The following is a 20,805-nucleotide window of genomic DNA, read 5'->3' on the forward strand; positions in this document are numbered from 1 at the left end:
AGGCAAGAGGCGGGTGCCGGCTGGTTCACAGAATGGCAATATTTTTGCAATTGATCTGTCACATAAGCGCTCTAACTCTCCCGGCGTTCGTTCAACCATTTCGGGTATCACCATGTCTGTTTTAAGCCTTTGCCGCCTGAGCACCGCCCTTGTCTGCCTTCTTTCCATCGTGCCATCGCTTGCCAGCGCCGAGCAGGCCACGGCGGCGAAAGTTCCTTATGCGGAGGCTGGAAACACCAACAAACGTGGTGACGCCTGCTTCTCGACGGCGGACACCAATGCCGCCGTTCACCTCCTCTCCGGCTTCCTCGAAATCTGGACCCCGCGCACGCCTTTCGTCGATGCGGGTGTCGAAGCCCCGGCCAAGGACAATTGTCCGGCGGTTGCCAAGACGGATTGGGACGGTATTCCCGCCAGCAAGACCGACGGCCATATCGTCAACCAGGCCGTCCATGACGCCAACATCGCCTATGTCGTCAATGCGACGCGGGCGCGGACGGCCGATCAGGCGTTGGCCGCCTATCTCGACGATCGGCGCGGCAAGAATGCCAGCATCGTCGATGGTCTCGGTCCGCTGACGGATGCCTGGAAGGCCGGCTCGAAGCAGACCACCACGATCACCGAGGTGGCGGCTGATGCGACGACGGTCAAATACGACGATAAGGGCAACAATCGCGGCGCCGGCAGCAAGCCGGACGCGGAAAACAAGACCGATGCCAACCCGGACATGGGCCTTGCGATCGACTTCATCAACGCCGCAAGCGGCGACGGTTCGACGGAGCCTGCCAAGCGCTATTTCAAATATGGCCGTCCGTATCGCTGGAGTCAGGACGTGTCGGTCGTCCCGACGCTGGAGCCCGCCAAAAGCGGCAAGCCGGTCGAAGACGGCGGTTTCCCGAGCGGGCATACGGCGGAAGCCTGGCGGGATGCACTGGCCATGGCCTATCTCGTGCCGCAGCGCTTTCAGGAAATGATCACGCGCGCCAGCGAACTGGGTGAAGACCGCATCCTTGCCGGCATGCATTCTCCTCTCGACGTGATGGGCGGCCGCATGCTCGGCACCGCCACGGTCGTCTACAATCTGAACAAGGCCGACAACTCAGCGCTGAAGAGCGATGCGTATGCCCAAGCGCAGGCATGGCTCATCGCCAAATCAGGCGTTGCGGATGCGGGTGCGCTCGAAGTCGCCGCGCATGCAGCGCCGCTCGCGGCAGACCGTTTCGCCGATCATGACGCCAACCGCGCTTACGTACTGCAGCGCCTGACCTACGGCCTGCCGACGATCCATGCGACCGATCAGCCGGCTCGCGTGCCGCAGGGCGCCGAAGCGCTTCTCGAAACGCGTCTGCCCTATCTGGACGGCGCGCAACGCCGTGACGTGCTTGGCACAACGGCGATTGCATTCGGCTATCCGCTCATCGACGACGCGGAAGGCTACGGCCGTCTCAACCTGTTTGCCGCCGCCGATGGCTATGGCGCGTTCGAGCAGGATGTCACCGTGACGATGGACGCGGCAAAGGGCGGTTTCAATGCGATCGATACCTGGCGGAACGGTATCGGCGGCAAGGGCAAGCTGGTGAAGCGCGGCAGCGGCATTCTCGGGCTTTCGGGCACCAACAGCTATGCCGGCGGCACCGTGCTGGAAGATGGCGTGCTGGTGGCCGGCTCATCCTCGGCCTTCGGTACCGGCGGGCTGACGGTCAATGGCGGTTCGCTCGTTCTGGCGGCCGATAAGCCGTTGACCGTGAGCGGCGACTATCAGCAGCTCGCCAATGCGACAGCAAAGCCGACGCTCGGCGCTAACGGCGCAGGCGCGCTGGTCGTCGCAGGCAAGGCGGTGCTGGCCGGCGATCTCGACGTGACGCTTGCCGATGGCTATGCCCCGACGCCGGGAACGAAGATCGAGATCTTGAAGGCGAATGCCGTGACCGGCACCTTCGGCAAGCTCACGGTCTCCGGCCACAAGGCGAGCCTCTCCTACAGCCCGACAACGGTTACCTTGACGATCGACGGATAATTTCCGGTATCGAGCGGACAGGGCATCGCTGCTGTGGGATGCCCTTCCTGCCCCGGCCTGTCTGTTTGACCCCCGCACCTACGTCATTTTGCGTATGTGTTTTTGCGCTGCAGCACCCGATAGTCCCTTAAGCAACAGTTAATCTCCGTTTCCGGCCTGTTGCGGAACAAGAAGAGGGGCTCAACCTGATGAATCTCAAAACCACTATCACCGGTGCTGCGCTCGGCGCCGTCATGGCGGCATCGGCCGCTTTCAGCGGGGCGATTGCCGCCGACGACACGATCAAGGTCGGCGTATTGCATTCGCTCTCCGGCACCATGGCGATTTCCGAAACGACGCTGAAAGATGCCATGCTGATGCTCATCGACGAGCAGAACAAGAAGGGCGGCCTTCTCGGCAAGAAGCTCGAGGCCGTCGTCGTCGATCCGGCTTCCGACTGGCCGCTGTTTGCCGAAAAGGCACGCGAACTGATCGAAAAGGACAAGGTCGCTGCCGTCTTCGGTTGCTGGACCTCGTCTTCGCGCAAATCCGTGCTGCCGGTCTTCGAAGAGCTGAACTCGCTGCTCTTCTACCCGGTGCAGTATGAAGGCGAAGAATCCTCGCGCAACATCTTCTACACCGGTGCGGCTCCGAACCAGCAGGCGATCCCGGCCGTCGACTACCTGATGAACACCGAAGGCGTGAAGCGCTTCGTGCTCGAAGGCACCGACTACGTTTATCCCCGCACGACCAACAAGATCCTCGAAGCCTATCTCGAAGCCAAGGGCATTCCGAAGGAAGACATTCTCGTCAACTACACGCCGTTCGGTTTCTCCGACTGGCAGACTGAAGTCGCCAAGATCAAGGAATTCGGCTCGGCCGGCAAGAAGACTGCCGTCGTCTCCACCATCAACGGCGACGCCAACGTTCCCTTCTACAAGGAACTCGGCAACCAGGGCATCAAGGCAACCGATATTCCCGTCGTCGCCTTCTCGGTCGGTGAAGAAGAGCTTGCCGGTCTCGACACCAAGCCGCTCGTTGGCCATCTCGCCGCCTGGAACTACTTCGAGTCGGTCGAAAGCCCGGCCAACAAGAAGTTCATCAAGGAATGGCATGCGTTCACCAAGAACGACAAGCGCGTGACGAATGACCCGATGGAAGCCGCCTATATCGGCTTCAACGCCTGGGTCAAAGCTGTCCAGGCTGCCGGCACCACCAATACCGATGCCGTTCTCGACAACATCATCGGCGTCACCGTTCCGAACCTCTCCGGCGGCTATGCCACCGTCATGCCGAACCACCACATCACCAAGCCGGTGCTGATCGGTGAAATCCAGGCCGACGGCCAGTTCGAAATCGTCCAACAGACGCCTGCCGTCGTCGGCGACGAATGGTCGGACTACCTGCCCGACTCCAAGGACCTGATCTCCGATTGGCGCAAGCCTATGTCCTGCGGCAACTTCAATGTCGCGACCGGCAAGTGCGGCGGCAAGGGCTCCTGAGCGAGCTGACCTGACACGAGCCTGAAGACTTCCGTCCGGATTGCAAATCCGGGCGGAAGCTCCGTCCCCGGCGGTCGCTGCCGAGAAGGCAACGCTGGAGCAATTCCAACAAAGGTGCACAGCGGTTCTGTGTCCGGAATTGCGTGAGAACACTGAGATAGAGCATTTCACACTATGCTCTGGTTAGGCGGGAAAGCCGATGTATCGCGCCATCAAGATTTTTCTTTTGACCCTTTGCCTGACCCTCTCGGGGCTGACGGCCGGCCTGAAGGCTCAGGACGATATCCATGCCCTCGTCGATGCGCTCGGCACCGGCGGGTTTCCGGAGCGCGAAGCCGCCATCAAGGCGCTCGTCGCCTCGAAGGATGCGCATGTCAGCCAGATATTGCAGCAGTTGAGCGACGGCCTGCTCTATGTCAATTCCGAGGAGGGCGGTCCAGTTCTCGTCCAAGGCGGCACCGAAGACGAGCCGACCTTTTCCGATCCGATCACCGGCGAGGCTGTCGCCGATCTCGATCCCGACATGATGTCCAAAGTCCGGATCAACAATTCCGTTCGTACCCTGATCGGCACCATCATGAGCCAGTTGACGCTGCTGAGCCCCGATCGCGGCGCTCGCCTTGCTGCGGCTCAAGGCCTGCTGAAGGATGCCGATCCCGCCAACCTCGATCTGCTTAATTCCGCGCTGGCGGATGAGAAGGACGCCGAGATCAAGAGCACCATGGAAGCGGCCCGTGCCGTGATGGTGCTGAAGGGCGATGTCAGCGCCGCCGAGAAGAAGGAGGCGATCGATACGGTCGCAGCCCGCGGCGGTCGCGACGCCCTGACCATTCTGACCACGGCGTTGACAACGGCGCCCGAAGATCTGAAGCCCGTCATCCAGGCGCATATCAGCTCGATCAACCGCAGCTTGGCGCTCTGGGATATCGTCCAGAACGTCTGGTACGGTCTGTCGCTCGGCTCGGTGCTGCTGCTAGCGGCAATCGGCCTTGCCATCACTTTCGGGGTCATGGGCGTCATCAACATGGCGCATGGCGAAATGGTGATGATCGGCGCTTACACCACTTATGTCGTGCAGGAATACATCACCTCGACCTTTCCTGAGCTTGCCGATTATTCGCTGGCCTTTGCGGTGCCGGCCGCCTTCATCTTCACCGGCTTCGTCGGCCTGATCATCGAGCGTGTCGTCATCCGCTATCTCTACGGCCGGCCGCTGGAAACCTTGCTTGCCACCTGGGGCGTATCGCTGATCCTGCAGCAGGCGGTGCGCAGCTATTTCGGCCCGACCAACCGCGAGGTTCGCAATCCGAGCTGGATGTCCGGCACCTTCGATTTCGGCGGGCTTGCCATCACTTGGAACCGGCTCTGGATCATCGTCTTTTCGGTCGTGGTATTCCTGACGCTGCTGATGCTGCTGAAGCGTTCCGCCTTCGGCCTGCAGATGCGGGCGGTGACGCAGAACCGGCGCATGGCCTCCTCAATGGGCATCCGGACCGGCTGGGTCGACGCCTTCACCTTCGCGCTCGGCTCCGGCATCGCCGGCATGGCGGGTGTCGCACTCTCGCAGATCGATAACGTCTCGCCGAACCTCGGCCAGAGCTACATCATCGACAGCTTCATGGTCGTCGTCTTCGGCGGTGTCGGCAATCTCTGGGGCACGCTGGTCGGCGCGCTTTCGCTCGGCGTCGTCAACAAGTTCCTCGAGCCTTTCGCCGGCGCCGTGCTCGGCAAGATCCTGGTGCTCGTCCTCATCATTCTCTTCATCCAGAAGCGTCCGCGCGGGCTCTTCGCACTCAAAGGAAGGGCGGTGGAAGCGTGATTACGGCCTTCCTTCTCCGGTCTCTCGATCGCAGGATCTCGATTGCCATCGCCCTGTTGCTGGCGGTCGCCATTCTCGTACCGGTGCTCAATCTGGCGACCGGCCCGACCAACCCGCTGCACATCCCGACCTATATCATGGCGCTGTTCGGCAAATATCTGACCTATGCGCTGCTGGCGCTGGCGCTCGATCTCGTCTGGGGCTTCTGCGGCATCCTCTCGCTCGGCCACGGCGCCTTCTTCGCGCTCGGTGGTTATGCGATGGGCATGTATCTGATGCGCCAGATCGGCTCGCGCGGCGTCTACGGCGATCCTGTCCTGCCCGATTTCATGGTGTTCCTGAATTGGAAGGAGCTGCCCTGGTTCTGGTACGGTTTCGACCAGTTCTGGTTTGCGGCGCTGATGGTGCTCGCCGTGCCCGGCCTGCTCGCCTTCGTCTTCGGGTGGTTCGCCTTCCGCTCGCGCGTCAACGGCGTCTATCTTTCGATCATCACCCAGGCGATGACTTATGCGCTGCTGCTGGCCTTCTTCCGCAACGATATGGGCTTCGGCGGCAACAACGGCATGACCGATTTCAAGGACATCCTCGGCTTCAACATCCAGGCGGACGGCACGCGTGCGAGCCTCTTTGCGGCGACCGCGATCTTCCTGGCCCTGTCGCTGATGATCGCCTCGGCGATCGTGCGCTCGAAATTCGGCAAGGTGCTGGTCGGCGTGCGCGATGCCGAAAGCCGCACGCGCTTCCTCGGCTACCGCGTCGAGCATTTCAAGCTCTTCACCTTCGTCGTCTCGGCGATGATGGCAGGCATTGCCGGCGCGCTCTACGTGCCGCAGGTCGGCATCATCAATCCGGGCGAATTCGCTCCTGCCAATTCGATCGAAGTCGTCATCTGGACGGCGGTCGGCGGGCGGGCGACGCTGATCGGGCCCATCATCGGCGCGATCCTCGTCAACGGCGGCAAGACGATCTTCACCGGCCTCTTCCCGGAGATCTGGCTGTTTGCGCTGGGCGGCCTTTTCGTCGCCGTGACGCTGTTCCTGCCGAAGGGCGTCGTCGGCACGATTGCGCAATATCTCGGCAAGCAGAAGCTTGTCTCCAAGGCTGCCCCGCCGGCGGCTGAAGAAGACGACATCGAGCCGAAAATCCAGGCAGCGGAGTGAGCACAGTGATTCCCGACGTCAAACCCACCAGCGTGCTTTATCTCAACGGCGTGTCGGTTTCCTTCGACGGCTTCAAGGCGCTGAATTCGCTGTCGATCGTTATCGAGCCCGGTGAGCTTCGCGCCATCATCGGCCCGAACGGCGCCGGCAAGACGACGATGATGGATATCATCACCGGCAAGACCAGGCCCGATGAGGGCGAGGTGTTCTTCAACGGCACGATCGACCTGACCAAGAAGGATGAAGCCGATATCGCCCAGCTCGGCATCGGCCGGAAATTCCAGAAGCCGACGGTCTTCGAAAGCCATACGGTGTGGGACAATCTGGAGCTTGCGCTGAACCGGCGTCGTGGTGTGTTCCCGACGTTGTTCTACCGGCTTTCGGGCGAGGACAAGGCGCGCATCGAGGAGATCCTGGAAACGGTGCGGCTGACGCACCGCCGTGACGAATTCGCCGCCAACCTCTCGCATGGGCAGAAGCAGTGGCTGGAGATCGGCATGCTGCTGGCGCAGGAGCCGAAACTCCTGCTGGTCGACGAACCGGTGGCCGGCATGACCGATGCGGAAACGGCGGAAACGGCGGTCCTGCTCAAGGATATCGCTAGGACCCGCTCGGTCGTCGTCGTCGAGCACGACATGGGCTTCATCCGCGACCTCGGCGTCAAGGTGACGTGCCTTGCCGAAGGCTCGGTGCTGGCGGAAGGGTCGATCGATTTTGTCAGTTCCGATCCGAAGGTGATCGAGAACTATCTGGGGCGGTGATCAGTGCAACTTGGAGACTTGAACCTGACAAAAGAAGACGCTCTAAAACGGGCGGGTTTTACTGTGGGGTTTCATCATGGCTTTTCTCGGTATTCTGGTTGTGGCGCTCAGCGGCGCGGTCGTCTGGTATTGGCGTTTGAAAATGGCGCGTGAAGCGGGAAACGAGATCATCGATTCGGTCGAGCGGATGCGGGGCGCTTATAAGCGCAAAAAGTTTCGCAAGCAGGCCGAAGTCGCGCCGCTGGCCTCGATCGCCGATCCGGCGATTGCGGCGGTGGCCTTTTTCTTCTGCCTTGCCAAGGAAAAGCCGATGTATGTCGACGCTGCGAAGGATGTCGTTCGCAACCGCATGAAAGGCATCATCCGGCCGGGCGACATGGAAGAGGTGCTGGTTTTCGGCGAGTGGGCGTCCAAGAACGTCACCAGTCCCGAAGATCCGATCCGCCGGTTCCGGCCTCTCTGGATAGAGGCGCTCGACATGCAAGAGCGTCAGCAATTGATCGGTATTGCCGAGGACGTGGCCGCGGTCGGCGGCGAGAGAACGACGGAACAGGAGCACGCCCTGCAGACGCTGAGGCGTGGCCTAATGAACTGATGGGGAATGGGTGAACGGATGCTGACAGTCGAAAACGCAAATCTGCATTATGGCGCCGCACAGGCGCTGCGCGGCATCTCGATCAAAGCGGAGATGGGAAAGATTACCTGCGTGCTGGGGCGTAACGGCGTGGGGAAGAGTTCTCTTCTGCGCGCCGTTACCGGCCAGCATCCGCTGTCGGCGGGTACCATCACCTTCAATGACACCAGACTCAACGGTCTGCCGCCCTTTGCCCGCGCCAAGCAGGGCGTCGGCTATGTGCCGCAGGGCCGCGAAATCTTCCCGCTGCTTACCGTCAAGGAAAATCTCGAAACCGGCTTCGCTCCGCTTGGTCGCCGCGACCGCAACATCCCCGACGACATCTTCAGCCTCTTCCCGGTGCTGAAGTCGATGTTGTCGCGTCGCGGCGGCGATCTTTCCGGCGGGCAGCAGCAGCAGTTGGCGATCGGGCGCGCCATGGTGACGCGGCCGAAGATCCTCGTGCTCGACGAGCCGACCGAAGGCATCCAGCCCTCGATCATCAAGGATATCGGCCGGGCGATCCGCTATTTGCGTGACTCCACAGGCATGGCGATCCTGCTCGTCGAACAATATCTGGATTTCTGCCGGGAGCTCGCCGATTACGTCTACATCATGGATCGCGGCGAGATCGTGCATGAAGGGCTTGCCGAAACGCTGGATACGCCGGAGGCCCGCCGTCATCTGACCGTCTGACCGGCAGATGCCGCATTTTGCAGCAGGGGGACCAAGCAATTCGCAGATCTGCCGCATCTGCTGCGGGCATCCTGGACGGCATGGGAATTGCTTGCTTTCTGCTATCTGCGCGCTTGAATGAAAATCAAAGGCGCGACCGAAAGGGACGATATGACGATTGCGGCGGCAGGCACGAGACCGCAAAGAGCGGAGGGGCGCGGGCATCTGGCGGCAAAGCTGTTCGATGGCCGTACGCGCATCCGTGAGCTCTATCAGGAGGGAGCGGCGAAGATCCGCCTGCCTGATACCTTCAATGCCTCCATGGAAGCCGTCATCATCAACACCGCTGGCGGGCTCACCGGCGGCGACCGGATGGATTGGAGCGTCGATGCCGGCGCCGGTACGCGCATCGACGTCACCACCCAGGCCTGCGAGAAGATTTACAAGGCATCGGCCGGCACCGCCGAGGTGACGACCAGCATCAAGGTTGGAGCCCAGGCTCGCGTCGACTGGCTGCCGCAGGAAACGATCCTCTTCGATAGAGCCGCACTTTTCCGCCGGCTGGATGTCGATCTTGACGAGAGTGCCGAATTTCTGGCCGTCGAAGCCGTCCTGCTCGGCCGCAAGGCGATGGGGGAGGCGGTGGAGACCGGGCTGTTCCGCGACCGCTGGCGCATCCGCCGCTCGGGCCAACTGATCCATGCCGAGGAACTCAGGCTTTCCGAAGGCGTGGCGGCGCTGGCCGCGCGGCAGGCCGTGCTCGGCGGGCAGGTGGCCTTTGCGACGCTGCTTTATGCCGGACCGCTTTCCGAAGCCTATCTCGCCAAGGTCCGGCCGCTCGTCGAAGGATCGATGGGCGGTGCAAGCGCCTGGGATGGCAAGCTTGTCGTCCGCCTTGCGGCGGCCGACGGATTCTCACTCAGAAAAATCCTGATCCCGGTCATTTCCGCCTTGCGCAATGGCGCGCCTGTGCCGAAAGTCTGGAATCTATGAACCTGGAGCATGATGCCGAAAAGTGTGAGCGGTTTTCGGACGACATCAGGCTCTAACTCTTTAATGCAGAACAGGATCATCCTGTTCTAGGTATGAAGCAGATGGGCAAGCAATGAACCTCACTCCGAGAGAAAAAGACAAGCTGCTGATATCAATGGCGGCGATGGTGGCGCGGCGGCGGCTGGAGCGCGGCGTCAAGCTGAACTATCCCGAAGCGATCGCGCTGATCAGCGATTTCGTCGTCGAAGGCGCCCGCGACGGCCGCCCGGTTGCCGAGCTGATGGAAGCCGGCGCCCATGTGATCGGCCGTGGCCAGGTGATGGAGGGCGTTGCCGAGATGATCCACGACGTGCAGGTGGAGGCGACGTTCCCGGATGGAACCAAGCTCGTCACCGTGCACGAGCCGATCCGGTGAGGAGATAGGAATGCTGGAGCTCAGGCCCAATTGCGAATGCTGCGATAAGGATTTGCCGGCGGACAGCACCGAGGCACGGATCTGCACCTATGAATGCACCTTCTGCGCCGATTGCGTCGAGGGCGTGCTGAAAGGTGTCTGCCCGAACTGCGGCGGCAATCTCGTCGCGAGGCCTATTCGGCCGGTTGATATGCTTGCCAAAAATCCGGCGTCGACGAAGCGCGTGCTGAAGGCCGAGGGCTGTGCGCCCAAGGCGGCTTAAGGAGGACGAGATGATTCCAGGTGAAATCATTGCCGCAAGCGGCGACATCGAACTGAATGCCGGCGCGCAGACGGTGACGCTGGAGGTTTCCAATACGGGCGACCGGCCAGTGCAGGTCGGCAGCCACTATCATTTCGCCGAGACCAATGCCGGGCTTTCCTTCGATCGCGCTGTTGCACATGGCAAGCGGCTCGATATCCCGGCGGGAACGGCGGTGCGCTTCGAGCCGGGGCAGACGCGCTCGGTGACGCTGATCCCGCTTTCCGGCAAGCGCGAGGTTTACGGCTTCCGCCAGCTGGTGATGGGCAAGCTCTAAGAGCGATGGTCGGGAGGAACGCATGCGTTTGAATATCTGCCTGGTCGGAGCGGCGATGCTGCTCATGGCTGGTAGCGCCTCCGCCGAGGAGATCGATTGCAACAGTCCCAAGACGCAATCGGACATGACGGCCTGCGAGGCGGCGCGCCATGAGGCTGCCGACAAGGCTCTGAATGCGCAATACAAGAAGACCCGCGCCGCCCTGGCGGCGATCGACAAGGACCTAGATGGCGACATGAAGGGCGCGGAGCAGGCGCTGGTCAAAGCGCAGCGCGCCTGGATCGATTATCGCGACGCCGAATGTGACGCCTTCGGCTTTCAGGCCCGCGGCGGCACGATGGAGCCGATGCTGGTCGCCGGATGTCTCGCCAACATCACGGACAAACGCACGAAAGAGCTGAAAGAGCTCGAAGACACGATGAGCAACTGAGGTGATCAGGAAGATCATGATCGTCGGCAATGGTGAGGTCGGAGAAGGGATGGCAGGCATCATCGATGCCGCCGATTTCGTCGTCCGCTTCAACGAATGTCGCTCCTATGGCGACGGCGGCAGCCGCACCGATGCCGTCGCGGTCTGCAATACCGGCCGGCCGGCGAAAGCGATGCTCGGTTCGCGTGAGTGGCGCGCCCATCCCGGCGTCGTTTCGGCGCGCGAGATCTGGAGCGTGCGCGATCCGGAAAAATTCGCCGCGCTGCGCGCGCCGCTTGCCGTCTCGCATCCGGAACTCGACGATTTCTGCGACGACTATACCGTTGAGTTCAACGCCTTCTGTGCCGATACCGGCAAGAGGCACGTCGTCATCGGCAAGTCGATCCACGAGGCCGTCGACGCGTCGCTTTCGACTTTTGATCCGCAGCCATATGTCGTGCCGAGCAGCGGCATGATCGTGATCGGCGAGGTGCTGGAGACACATGCCGATGCCGAGGTGACGCTCGCCGGCTTCGGCCATGCGGGCTGGGAATGGCACCCTTTTGCGGCCGAAAGGCAGCTTGTCGATAGTTATATTGCCGCCGGCCGCCTCACCCGGCTCGGCGGAAAAAACCTTATCTCTTCTTCCCACGGAGCCTGATGGATGCCCTACAAGATCTCGCGCGCCGCCTATGCCGGCATGTTCGGACCGACCACCGGAGACAAGGTGCGCCTTGCCGATACGGAGCTTTTCATCGAGATCGAGAAGGATTTCACCACCTATGGCGAGGAGGTGAAGTTCGGCGGCGGCAAGGTGATCCGTGACGGCATGGGCCAGAGCCAGGTGACGCGGGCGGATGGCGCGGTCGATACGGTCATCACCAATGCGGTGATCGTTGATCATTCCGGCATCTACAAGGCCGATATCGGGCTGAAGGACGGGCGCATCGTCGCGATCGGCAAGGCGGGCAATCCTGACATGCAGCCTGGCGTCAATATCATCGTCGGCCCGGGCACGGAGGCGATCGCCGCCGAAGGCAAGATTATCACCGCCGGCGGCATGGACAGCCATATCCACTTCATCGCGCCGCAGCAGATCGAAGAAGCGCTGATGAGCGGCATGACCTGCATGCTCGGCGGCGGCACGGGGCCGGCGCATGGCACGCTTGCCACCACCTGCACGCCCGGTCCCTGGCATCTGGCGCGGATGATCGAAGCGGCCGACGCCTTCCCGATGAACCTCGCTTTCGCCGGCAAGGGCAATGCCTCGCTGCCGGGGGCGCTCACCGAAATGGTGCTAGCCGGCGCCACCTCGCTGAAGCTGCACGAGGATTGGGGCACGACGCCAGGCGCCATCGACTGCTGCCTGTCGGTTGCCGACGAATATGACGTGCAGGTGATGATCCACACCGACACGCTGAACGAAAGCGGCTTCGTCGAGGATACGATCGGCGCGATCAAGGGCCGCACCATCCATGCCTTCCACACGGAAGGGGCGGGCGGCGGGCACGCGCCCGACATTATCAAGATCTGCGGCCAGCCGAACGTCATTCCCTCGTCCACCAATCCGACGCGGCCCTATACGGTCAACACCATCGCCGAGCATCTCGACATGCTGATGGTCTGCCACCACCTGTCGCCGTCGATCCCCGAGGATATCGCCTTTGCCGAAAGCCGGATCCGCAAGGAGACGATCGCGGCGGAAGATATCCTGCATGATATCGGCGCCTTCTCGATCATCTCGTCCGACAGCCAGGCCATGGGCCGCGTCGGCGAAGTGGCGATCCGCACCTGGCAGACGGCCGACAAGATGAAGCGTCAGCGCGGCCGGCTGAAGGAAGAAAAGGGTGACAACGACAATTTCCGCGTTCGCCGTTATATCGCCAAATATACGATCAATCCGGCGATCGCCCATGGTCTCAGCCATGAGATCGGCTCGGTCGAGATCGGCAAACGCGCCGACCTCGTGCTGTGGAACCCGGCCTTTTTCGGGGTGAAGCCCGACATGGTGCTGCTCGGCGGCTCGATCGCGGCCGCGCCGATGGGCGATCCGAACGCCTCGATCCCGACGCCGCAGCCGGTCCACTACCGGCCGATGTTTGCTTCCTACGGCAGGAGCCTCACCAATTCCTCCGTCACCTTCGTCAGCCAGGCCTCGCTCGACGCCGGCCTGAAGGGCCGGCTCGGCGTCGCCAAGCAACTGGTTGCGGTGAAGAATACGCGCGGCGGCATCTCCAAGGCATCGATGATCCACAACGACCTGACACCCGAGATCGAGGTCGATCCGGAGACCTACGAAGTGAGGGCGAACGGCGAATTGCTGACATGCGAGCCGGCGACGGTGCTGCCGATGGCGCAGCGCTACTTCCTGTTTTAGGTCCACGTCCGATGTGCGACGGACGGCCCTGATGAGAACAGGCATCCGCTGGCTGTTGCGGATCGTCTTCCTGCTTGTGCTTGTGGCGGCCTGCGGAACCTTCATTCCCAGGCCGCTGATTGCGCCGGCCAAGGCGTCTGCGGCGATGACGCATCGGATTCTCCTGCTGTCGGGTCCTATCCATACCGATATTGCCATTCCGCTCGACGCGGAAACGCGGGCGGCTTTCTCCTTCCTCGGCGATACCGGTTTTCCGCTTGGCCATCCGAATGCCGAATGGCTCATTATCGGCTGGGGCGGCCGTACCTTCTATCTGGAAACGCCGACATGGGCGGAGCTGAAGCCGGTGCCGGTGCTGCGCGCGCTGACGATCGACCGTTCGGCGCTGCATGTGGACCTTGCCGGTCATATCACCGAGCCGCAGCCCACCGTTACGGCATTCGATGTCAGTGACGATCAATTGGCGCGGCTGCGCGATTTTATTTCGGAGAGCTTCGTCCGCGACGCAGGCACGGTGGTGCCGATCCCGGATGCCGGATACGGCGAGATCGACCGGTTCTTCGAGGCCAAGGGATACTTCAACGCCCTCTTCGGCTGCAACACCTGGACTGCCGCTGCCCTGCGCTCGGCCGGGCTTCGAACCGGCTTATGGAACCCGCTTCCACAAGCATTGCGATTATCTGTTTCTGTCTACAATTGAAGCAACCGCCGAGCCCGCCCACTCCTAAAGTGAATTGTGAACCGCACTCTCCATCTGGTTGTAAAAATCGCTGGGAAAACCGATGTTTTCCCCAGCTAAACCATTCTGGAACAGCGGCACTGACCAGCGTAGAAAATCGCTTTTATGTCAATTAGTTAAGTGTCTCTCTGAGCTGTTCGATTCAGGGATTGGAAAGCTGCATCCCCTGCTAGAAAAATTCTGTCCACCGAATCGTCTGAAACCGTTCGAATTTTAACGAGTCGATTAAGACACCCGCAGCAATTGGGCTCTTATCAATGCCTTGAAACGCCGGGCAGGAAGGTCGATTCTCATGAGAAACTGGATGTCGCTGCAGGCCGATTTTGGCAATTTTCAACATCGCAGAAACGTCTATGTCTTCGCGCTGAAGATGAGCTTTCTTGCCGTTGTCCTCTCCGGCGTCATCATGGTGCTGACGATACCGCCGCTTGGCTTTTTCGGCCTGTTGCCGGTGACACTCTCGCATGCGATCAGCTTCGGCGCCATTTTTTCCTGGCTCGTCGGCGGGACGGTTTCCGGCATGCTGTCGCTGGCTGCCGGTTTTGCCCTGCATGAGCTGACGCTGTCGCGGGCGGAGTTCGAAAAGCTCAGCCGCACGGACACGCTCTCCGGCCTGCTGAACCGGCGCGCCTTTACGGAGGCACTGGAAAAAACCGAGGGCAACGCTTCGCTTGTGATTTTCGATGTCGACCGCTTCAAGGCGATCAACGATCGCTTCGGCCATGCTTGCGGCGATGCCGTCATTACCGCAGTATCAGGCATGCTCACATCTACCTTCGATGAAATTTCCATTGTCGCACGGCTGGGTGGGGAGGAGTTCGGCGTCATCGTCTCCGGCGAGCCGCTGGAGGCACGGATGGAGCGCATCGAAGGTGTCCGAGCCCGGATCGCAAGCGGCGCCATCAAGGCGGACGGGCACGACATCCGCATTACCGTTTCCGGCGGTGTGGCCGATCTCGTCGCCGAGCGCAACAAGCAGCAGGTCTATGCTTCTGCCGACCGGGCGCTCTATCTGGCCAAGGCGCTTGGGCGCAATCGCGTCGTGCACGAGCGGGAGGGTTTGCATCATGCCTGGCACGGGCTTGCGGAGAACGGCGTCGATGTCGAAGGCAGGGGGCTGGAGAGCGACAACGTGATGCAGGCTTACGGAATATAAAGATGGATCCGAGTGAAAAACCATTGGTGCTTGCATCGGGAAGAGCTATTTTGCATGGTCGTCCTCTCAGAAAACGGACATACCATGCAGCGCGTTACTTCCTATCTTCCTGCCGGAACCCCTTCCTCCCATCCGACCGCCCAGGTCAAGCTGCCGCATGACTTGCGCCATTTGCGCCGCAAGCTGCTGCATCTGGAAAATGGCGAGATGGTCATGCTCGATCTCAAGGATGCGGTGCTTTTCGCCAATGGCGATCTGTTGGTACGTGACGACGGCGAGTTGATCGAGATCCTCGCTGCCGACGAGAAGCTCTTCGAGGTTCGCGGACGCGACCGCACGCATCTGGTGGAACTCGCCTGGCATCTCGGCAACCGGCATCTTGCTGCGCAGATCGAGGAAGACCGCATCGTCATCCTGCGCGATCATGTCATCCGCACCATGCTGCAGGGCCTCGGCGCCGTCGTTCTCGAAATCGACGAGCCGTTCCAGCCGGCGCGCGGCGCCTACCATTCTCACGGCGGGCATTCGCATGGGCATGATCACGATCTTGCTCATAATCACGGCCATGACCATGATCACGAACATGGCTACGAGCATGAGCATGAGCACCGCCACGATCGCGGTCATGATCATGACCATAGTCATGACCATGGACGGGATCATGACCATGGACGGGATCATGACCATGGACATCACGACCACAAGCACGACTGAGCCTTGATGACGAATGATCGCGAGCTCCAGGCATTGCTGCGCCTGACGGCATGGCTCTCGCCGGCCTTTCCGATCGGCAGCTTTGCCTATTCGGGAGGGCTGGAGCGGGCAGTGTCCGACGGGCTGGTTACAGATTCGAGCTCGCTTGCGGCCTGGATCGGCACGCTGATCGGCCATGGGTCGGTCTGGAACGATGCCGTGCTTCTGGCCGAAAGTCACAGGTACCAGGCAGAGCCCCTGCGCCTTGCCGAGATTGCCGCACTCGCCGAAGCGCTTGCCGGGTCGCGCGAGCGCCATCAGGAAACGATGTTGCTCGGCGAGGCTTTTCTTGCGGCGGCGCGGGCCTGGCCGGACGAGGTGTTCGAGCGATTGCCTGACAAGGTCGCTTATCCCATTGCGGTCGGGGCGGTGACGGGCGCCCACGACATAAAGCCCGAGAAGGCGCTTGCCATCTTCCTGCATGCCTATGCATCGCAGGCGATATCGGCAGGCATCCGTCTCGGCGTTGCCGGACAGAGGAATGGCGTTGCCATCCTTGCCGGTCTTGAAGAATGTATCGCGGAGGTCGCCCGACGGGCGGCAGCCTCGACGCTCGACGATCTGGGCTCGGCGACCGTGCAGGCCGATATTGCCAGCCTGCGCCACGAGATGCAGACGACGCGGCTGTTCCGCTCGTGACGGTGCGAAATTATCGCTGTGGCTAGAGCAATTCCAGCAAAAGTGCGCAGCGGTTTTGCGCCCGGAATTGCGTGAAAACAACGAGATAGAGCGCTTCCGTGATTCGAAGAAAAACAAGCGCTCTAAGTCATTTGACGGTGGCGCGGGCGGGCGGCTTCGCTATCATCAGCTTGGATTGGAGTAAGGCACATGAAATCAAGAAACGGACCTTTGCGTGTCGGCATCGGCGGGCCGGTCGGTTCGGGCAAGACGGCGCTGACCGAAAAGCTCTGCAAAGCGATGCGCGACGATTATTCCGTCGCCGTCGTCACCAACGACATCTATACGACCGAGGATGCCGAAGCGCTGGTGCGCATGCAGGCACTGCCTTCCGACCGCATCGTCGGCGTCGAGACCGGCGGCTGCCCACATACCGCTATTCGCGAGGATGCGACGATTAATTTGCAGGCGATCGCCGGCCTCAACCAGCGGATCCCCGATCTCGACGTCGTCTTCATCGAATCCGGCGGCGACAATCTGGCGGCGACCTTTTCGCCCGATCTTGCCGATATCACCATCTATGTCATCTCCGTCTGCCAGGGCGAGGAAATCCCGCGCAAGGGCGGGCCTGGCATCACCCGCTCGGACCTGCTTGTCATCAACAAGAAGGACCTGGCGCCCTATGTCGGCGCCGATCTCGAGGTGATGGACCGGGATGCGACGCGGATGCGTGCGAGCCGCCCCTTCGTCTTCTCCGACATGAAGCGCGGCGACGGCATCAGCTCGATCGTCAGCTTCCTCAGGGAGCAGGGCGGGCTCTGACGGTCAGAACGGCGAAAAAGGAATGGCAAAATGAACGGGCCGGGAGTTGACTCCCGGCCCGTTCATTTTGTGGGTTTTTTGACTATTCCGCCGCGAAGGGCGGCAGGCGGAGCACGTTGGTGTCGTTGCTGTTGGCGGTCTTGCGCTTGCTTTCCGGCTTTTCGATCGCGGTCAGGCGCTCCTCCAGCGAGTCGATCTCGCTGCGGTTCTCGCGGGTGACGCGGGTGAGATCCTCGCGCGACAGCGGCAGGTCCTCATTGTCCTTCCGGCCCACCAGCCGGCCGAAAGCCCAGCCGAGCAGGCGGGACAGATCGTCCATGATCAGGAAGAAGGAGGGCACGACGACGAGCGAGAGCACCGTCGAGACGATGATGCCGCCGATCACCGCGATCGCCATCGGCGCCCGGAAGGAGCCGCCTTCGCCGACACCGAGCGCGGAAGGCAGCATGCCTGCCGACATGGCGATCGAGGTCATGATGATCGGCCGGGCGCGCTTGCGGCCGGCTTCGACCATGGCTTCGACCCGGGCTATGCCCTGGTGGCGCATCTCGATGGCGAAATCCACGAGCAGGATGGCGTTCTTGGTGACGACACCCATCAGCATCAGGATACCGATCATGACGGGCATGGACAGCGGATTGCTGGTGAGGATCAGGCCGGCTGCGACGCCGCCAATGGCGAGCGGCAGTGAGAACAGGATGGTGAAGGGCTGGATCACGTCCTTGAAGAGCAGGATCAGCACCGTCAGCACCAGCAGGAGGCCCATCAACATGGCGTTGACGAAGCTCTGCTGCATCTCGGACTGGACTTTGGTGTCGCCGCTTTCGGCAAGGTGCACCGTGGCCGGAATATTGGCCTCCTTGACGATTTCACGGAACCGGGCCGAAGCCGTGTCGAGCGCCACGCCCTGCGGCAGGTCGGAACCGATCGAGACGACGCGGTAGCGGTTGTTGCGCTTGATCGAGCTTACGCCCTCCGAATAGTCGATATTGGCGACGCTCGCGAGCGGAACGGTGCCGCCGCTGGCGGTCTGGATCTTCAGTGCCCGCAGCGCCGCAAGGTCGCGACGCATGTCGAGTGCCGCCTGGACACGGATCGGGATCTGGCGATCGTCGAGCGAGATCTTGGCAAGGGCCGCATCGACATCGCCGATGGTGGCGACGCGGATGGTCTCGGAGATCTGCTGCGGCGTGATGCCGAGGCGGGCGGCCTCGTCCTTGCGCGGGTAAACCTGCAGTTCCGGGCGGGGGAGGGCGCCGTCGGCGCTGACATTGGCCAGCAGCGGATCAGCGCGAAGCTTGGATTCCAGAATGCCGACGGCGTCGTTCAGGTCCTTCTCGTTCTTGGAGAGGAAGTTGAAGGAGAGGTCGCGTTCGCCGCGGTCGTTGAGCTTGAGGATATGAACGTCGGGAATGTCGCGCAACTTGGCGAAGACTTCCTTTTCGATATCCCATTGCGGACGTTCGCGGCCGTGGACTTCCACCTTCGGCAGCATCGGCCCGATGACCGGGATATGGCCGAGCCCGTCATTGACCATCTTCTTGATCAGCGATTGGTCGAGCTTGTGAAGCGCCAGCGTGATGGTGGCGCGGCGCAGTTCGAGATCCCCTTTCGGCGATGCGCCGCCGAGGACGAAGACGCTTTCGACGCCGTTGATGTCCTTGACCCGATCGTAGATCGCATCCGTCGTCTTCTCGGTATCGTCAAGCCGTGCATTGGGCGGCAGCTCGACGGAGAGAACGATGCGCGAGGCATCTTCCGGCGGCAAAAAGCTGCCGGGAACCTGCATCAGCAGCAAAACGGAGCCGACCAGGAAAGCGAAGGCGACAATCAGCGTCGCGTAACGCGTATACCAGCGCCCGGTCGTGCCGCGTATGAGACGGGTGTATCCACGCATCAGCAGGCCGTCATTGTCGTGATGGTCTTCCATGCCGTCTTCGGCGCGCATGAGATAGGCGGCCATCATCGGGGTGATGAGGCGTGCGACCATCAGCGAGAAGAAGACGGAGAAGGCGACCGTCAGGCCGAACTGGATGAAGTACTGGCCCGGAATGCCCGGCATGAAGGAAACCGGCACGAAGACGGCGATGATCGTGAAGGTGGTGGCGATGACGGCAAGGCCGATTTCATCAGCCGCCTCGATCGCCGCCCGATAGGGCGTCTTGCCCATCTTGATGTGGCGGGCGATGTTTTCGATTTCGACGATCGCATCGTCGACGAGAATACCGGTCGCGAGCGTCAAAGCGAGGAAGCTGACGAGGTTCAGCGAGAAGCCCATCATGTCCATGATCCAGAAGGTCGGGATCGCAGACAGCGGAAGGGCGATTGCCGAAATCAGCGTCGCGCGCCAGTTCCTCAGGAACAGGAAGACGACGATGACGGCGAGCAACGCGCCTTCGAGCAGCGTATGGATGGCGGCTTCGTAATTGCCATAGGTGAAATACACCGAATCGTCGATCAGTTCGATCTTCACGTTCGGGTTTTCGGTCCGCACCTTGTCGAGGCTTTGCGCTACGGTCTCGGCGACGCTGACTTCGCTGGCGCCCTTCGAGCGGAAGACGCCGAAGGTGACAACCGGCGTGGCGTTGAAGCGCGAGAAGGATTTCGGCTCTTCATAGGTGTCCTTGATGACACCGAGATCGGACAGTTTGACGAAGCGGCCGTTCGGCAGCGCGATCGTCGTGTCGGCGAGCTCGGCGACGTTGCGGGCATCGCCCAGAACACGGATCGCCTGTTCGCTGCCGGCCACCTGGCCGCGGCCGGAGCCGAGGTCGATGTTGGTGCCACGCAGCTGCTGGTTCACGCTTGCAGCGGTGATGCCATAGGCATCGAGCTTGCCGGGGGTGAGTTCAATGCGCACTTCGCGCTCGGCGCCGCCATAGCGATCGACGCGGCCGATACCGGCCTGGCCCTGCAGCGCACGCTTGACGGTATCGTCGACGAACCAGGAGAGTTCTTCCAGCGACATATCGGGCGAGGAAACGGCGAAGGTCTGGATCGCCTGGCCCTCGACATCGACCTTGGTGACGATCGGCGCTTCGGCCGTCGCCGGCAGGTCGCTGCGGATTCGGTCGATCGCGTCCTTGACGTCCTGTACGGCCTGTTCCGTCGGCACTTCCATCCGGAACATCACATTGGTCTGCGAGCTGCCGTCGGTCACCGTCGACTGGATTTCGTCGATGCCGGTGATCGAGGCGATCGCGTCTTCGATCTCCTTCGTCACCTGCATTTCGAGTTCAGCCGGTGAGGCGCCGCTCTGGGTCACGCTGATCGAAACGAGCGGCACGTCGATGTTCGGGAAGCGCGTGATCGGCAGCGAATTGAAGGACTGCATGCCGATGAACACCAGCAGGCAGAAGGCCAGAAGCGGCGCGATGGGATTTCGAATGGACCAGGCTGAAAAATTCATCGGATGGTCT

20 protein-coding genes are annotated in these 20,805 nt (G+C 61.6%); 19 read left to right on the top strand and 1 reads right to left on the bottom strand.

All coding sequences use genetic code 11. The features are described from left to right. Positions 1–112 precede the first annotated feature (112 nt). From ACMUVN_RS25690 to ureG, 19 genes are all read left to right on the top strand, one after another. Positions 113–2,017, top strand: a complete 1,905-nt coding sequence (locus ACMUVN_RS25690) for a phosphatase PAP2 family protein (RefSeq protein ID WP_414815624.1) — start codon at positions 113–115, stop codon at positions 2,015–2,017. A 188-nt stretch (positions 2,018–2,205) separates the two neighbouring features. Beyond that, positions 2,206–3,498 (top strand): urea ABC transporter substrate-binding protein, encoded by a 1,293-nt coding sequence (gene urtA / locus ACMUVN_RS25695; protein ID WP_025570349.1) that lies wholly within the window; start codon positions 2,206–2,208, stop codon positions 3,496–3,498. 199 nt (positions 3,499–3,697) lie between these two features. Continuing rightward, the gene (gene urtB, locus ACMUVN_RS25700; protein ID WP_047618677.1) at positions 3,698–5,317 is read left to right on the top strand and encodes an urea ABC transporter permease subunit UrtB; all 1,620 of its coding nucleotides are present in this window, start codon (positions 3,698–3,700) and stop codon (positions 5,315–5,317) included. Further along, on the top strand, positions 5,314–6,477 hold the full coding sequence (urtC, locus tag ACMUVN_RS25705; RefSeq protein WP_025570352.1) for an urea ABC transporter permease subunit UrtC: 1,164 nt from the start codon (positions 5,314–5,316) through the stop codon (positions 6,475–6,477). The genes urtB and urtC overlap by 4 nt, the downstream gene beginning before the upstream one ends. A 5-nt stretch (positions 6,478–6,482) precedes the next feature. Continuing rightward, a complete protein-coding gene (urtD, locus tag ACMUVN_RS25710; protein WP_025570354.1) occupies positions 6,483–7,238 on the top strand; it encodes an urea ABC transporter ATP-binding protein UrtD in 756 nt (251 codons plus the stop codon). Between the two features lie 76 nt (positions 7,239–7,314). Continuing rightward, positions 7,315–7,833, top strand: a complete 519-nt coding sequence (locus ACMUVN_RS25715) for a hypothetical protein (RefSeq protein WP_025570355.1) — start codon at positions 7,315–7,317, stop codon at positions 7,831–7,833. Between the two features lie 18 nt (positions 7,834–7,851). Then, positions 7,852–8,547, top strand: a complete 696-nt coding sequence (gene urtE / locus ACMUVN_RS25720) for an urea ABC transporter ATP-binding subunit UrtE (protein WP_025570357.1) — start codon at positions 7,852–7,854, stop codon at positions 8,545–8,547. 150 nt (positions 8,548–8,697) lie between these two features. Then, positions 8,698–9,519: an urease accessory protein UreD gene (locus ACMUVN_RS25725; RefSeq protein WP_025570358.1), complete on the top strand. Its 822-nt coding sequence runs from the start codon at positions 8,698–8,700 to the stop codon at positions 9,517–9,519. Positions 9,520–9,631: 112 nt separating this feature from the next. Beyond that, the gene (locus ACMUVN_RS25730; RefSeq protein WP_025570360.1) at positions 9,632–9,934 is read left to right on the top strand and encodes an urease subunit gamma; all 303 of its coding nucleotides are present in this window, start codon (positions 9,632–9,634) and stop codon (positions 9,932–9,934) included. 10 nt (positions 9,935–9,944) lie between these two features. After that, positions 9,945–10,196 carry a DUF1272 domain-containing protein gene (locus ACMUVN_RS25735; protein ID WP_029868293.1) on the top strand — a complete coding sequence of 84 codons (252 nt, stop codon included), beginning with the start codon at positions 9,945–9,947 and terminating at the stop codon, positions 10,194–10,196. A gap of 10 nt (positions 10,197–10,206) precedes the next feature. Then, on the top strand, positions 10,207–10,512 hold the full coding sequence (locus tag ACMUVN_RS25740; protein WP_025570364.1) for an urease subunit beta: 306 nt from the start codon (positions 10,207–10,209) through the stop codon (positions 10,510–10,512). Between the two features lie 22 nt (positions 10,513–10,534). Beyond that, a complete protein-coding gene (locus tag ACMUVN_RS25745) occupies positions 10,535–10,942 on the top strand; it encodes a lysozyme inhibitor LprI family protein (protein WP_029868292.1) in 408 nt (135 codons plus the stop codon). A gap of 16 nt (positions 10,943–10,958) precedes the next feature. After that, positions 10,959–11,582, top strand: a complete 624-nt coding sequence (locus ACMUVN_RS25750; protein WP_097545158.1) for a glycosyltransferase family 29 protein — start codon at positions 10,959–10,961, stop codon at positions 11,580–11,582. 3 nt (positions 11,583–11,585) lie between these two features. Further along, entirely contained in the window at positions 11,586–13,298 is a 1,713-nt protein-coding gene (gene ureC / locus ACMUVN_RS25755) for an urease subunit alpha (protein WP_047618681.1), read from the top strand. A gap of 31 nt (positions 13,299–13,329) precedes the next feature. Further along, entirely contained in the window at positions 13,330–13,998 is a 669-nt protein-coding gene (locus tag ACMUVN_RS25760; RefSeq protein WP_414815625.1) for a TIGR02117 family protein, read from the top strand. Between the two features lie 331 nt (positions 13,999–14,329). Then, positions 14,330–15,193 (top strand): GGDEF domain-containing protein, encoded by an 864-nt coding sequence (locus tag ACMUVN_RS25765; protein ID WP_025570373.1) that lies wholly within the window; start codon positions 14,330–14,332, stop codon positions 15,191–15,193. An 84-nt stretch (positions 15,194–15,277) separates the two neighbouring features. Then, a complete protein-coding gene (locus ACMUVN_RS25770) occupies positions 15,278–15,907 on the top strand; it encodes an urease accessory protein UreE (protein WP_414815626.1) in 630 nt (209 codons plus the stop codon). A gap of 6 nt (positions 15,908–15,913) precedes the next feature. Beyond that, the gene (locus ACMUVN_RS25775; protein WP_414815627.1) at positions 15,914–16,585 is read left to right on the top strand and encodes an urease accessory protein UreF; all 672 of its coding nucleotides are present in this window, start codon (positions 15,914–15,916) and stop codon (positions 16,583–16,585) included. Between the two features lie 189 nt (positions 16,586–16,774). Beyond that, positions 16,775–17,386 carry an urease accessory protein UreG gene (gene ureG / locus ACMUVN_RS25780; protein WP_063474389.1) on the top strand — a complete coding sequence of 204 codons (612 nt, stop codon included), beginning with the start codon at positions 16,775–16,777 and terminating at the stop codon, positions 17,384–17,386. A gap of 82 nt (positions 17,387–17,468) precedes the next feature. Here the strand turns inward: ureG and ACMUVN_RS25785 are convergent, their stop codons facing one another. Then, a complete protein-coding gene (locus tag ACMUVN_RS25785; RefSeq protein ID WP_047618693.1) occupies positions 17,469–20,795 on the bottom strand; it encodes an efflux RND transporter permease subunit in 3,327 nt (1,108 codons plus the stop codon). Positions 20,796–20,805: the final 10 nt, after the last annotated feature.

The organism is Rhizobium sp. IY2 (genome assembly GCF_047532935.1).
Taxonomy (GTDB): domain Bacteria; phylum Pseudomonadota; class Alphaproteobacteria; order Rhizobiales; family Rhizobiaceae; genus Rhizobium; species Rhizobium anhuiense.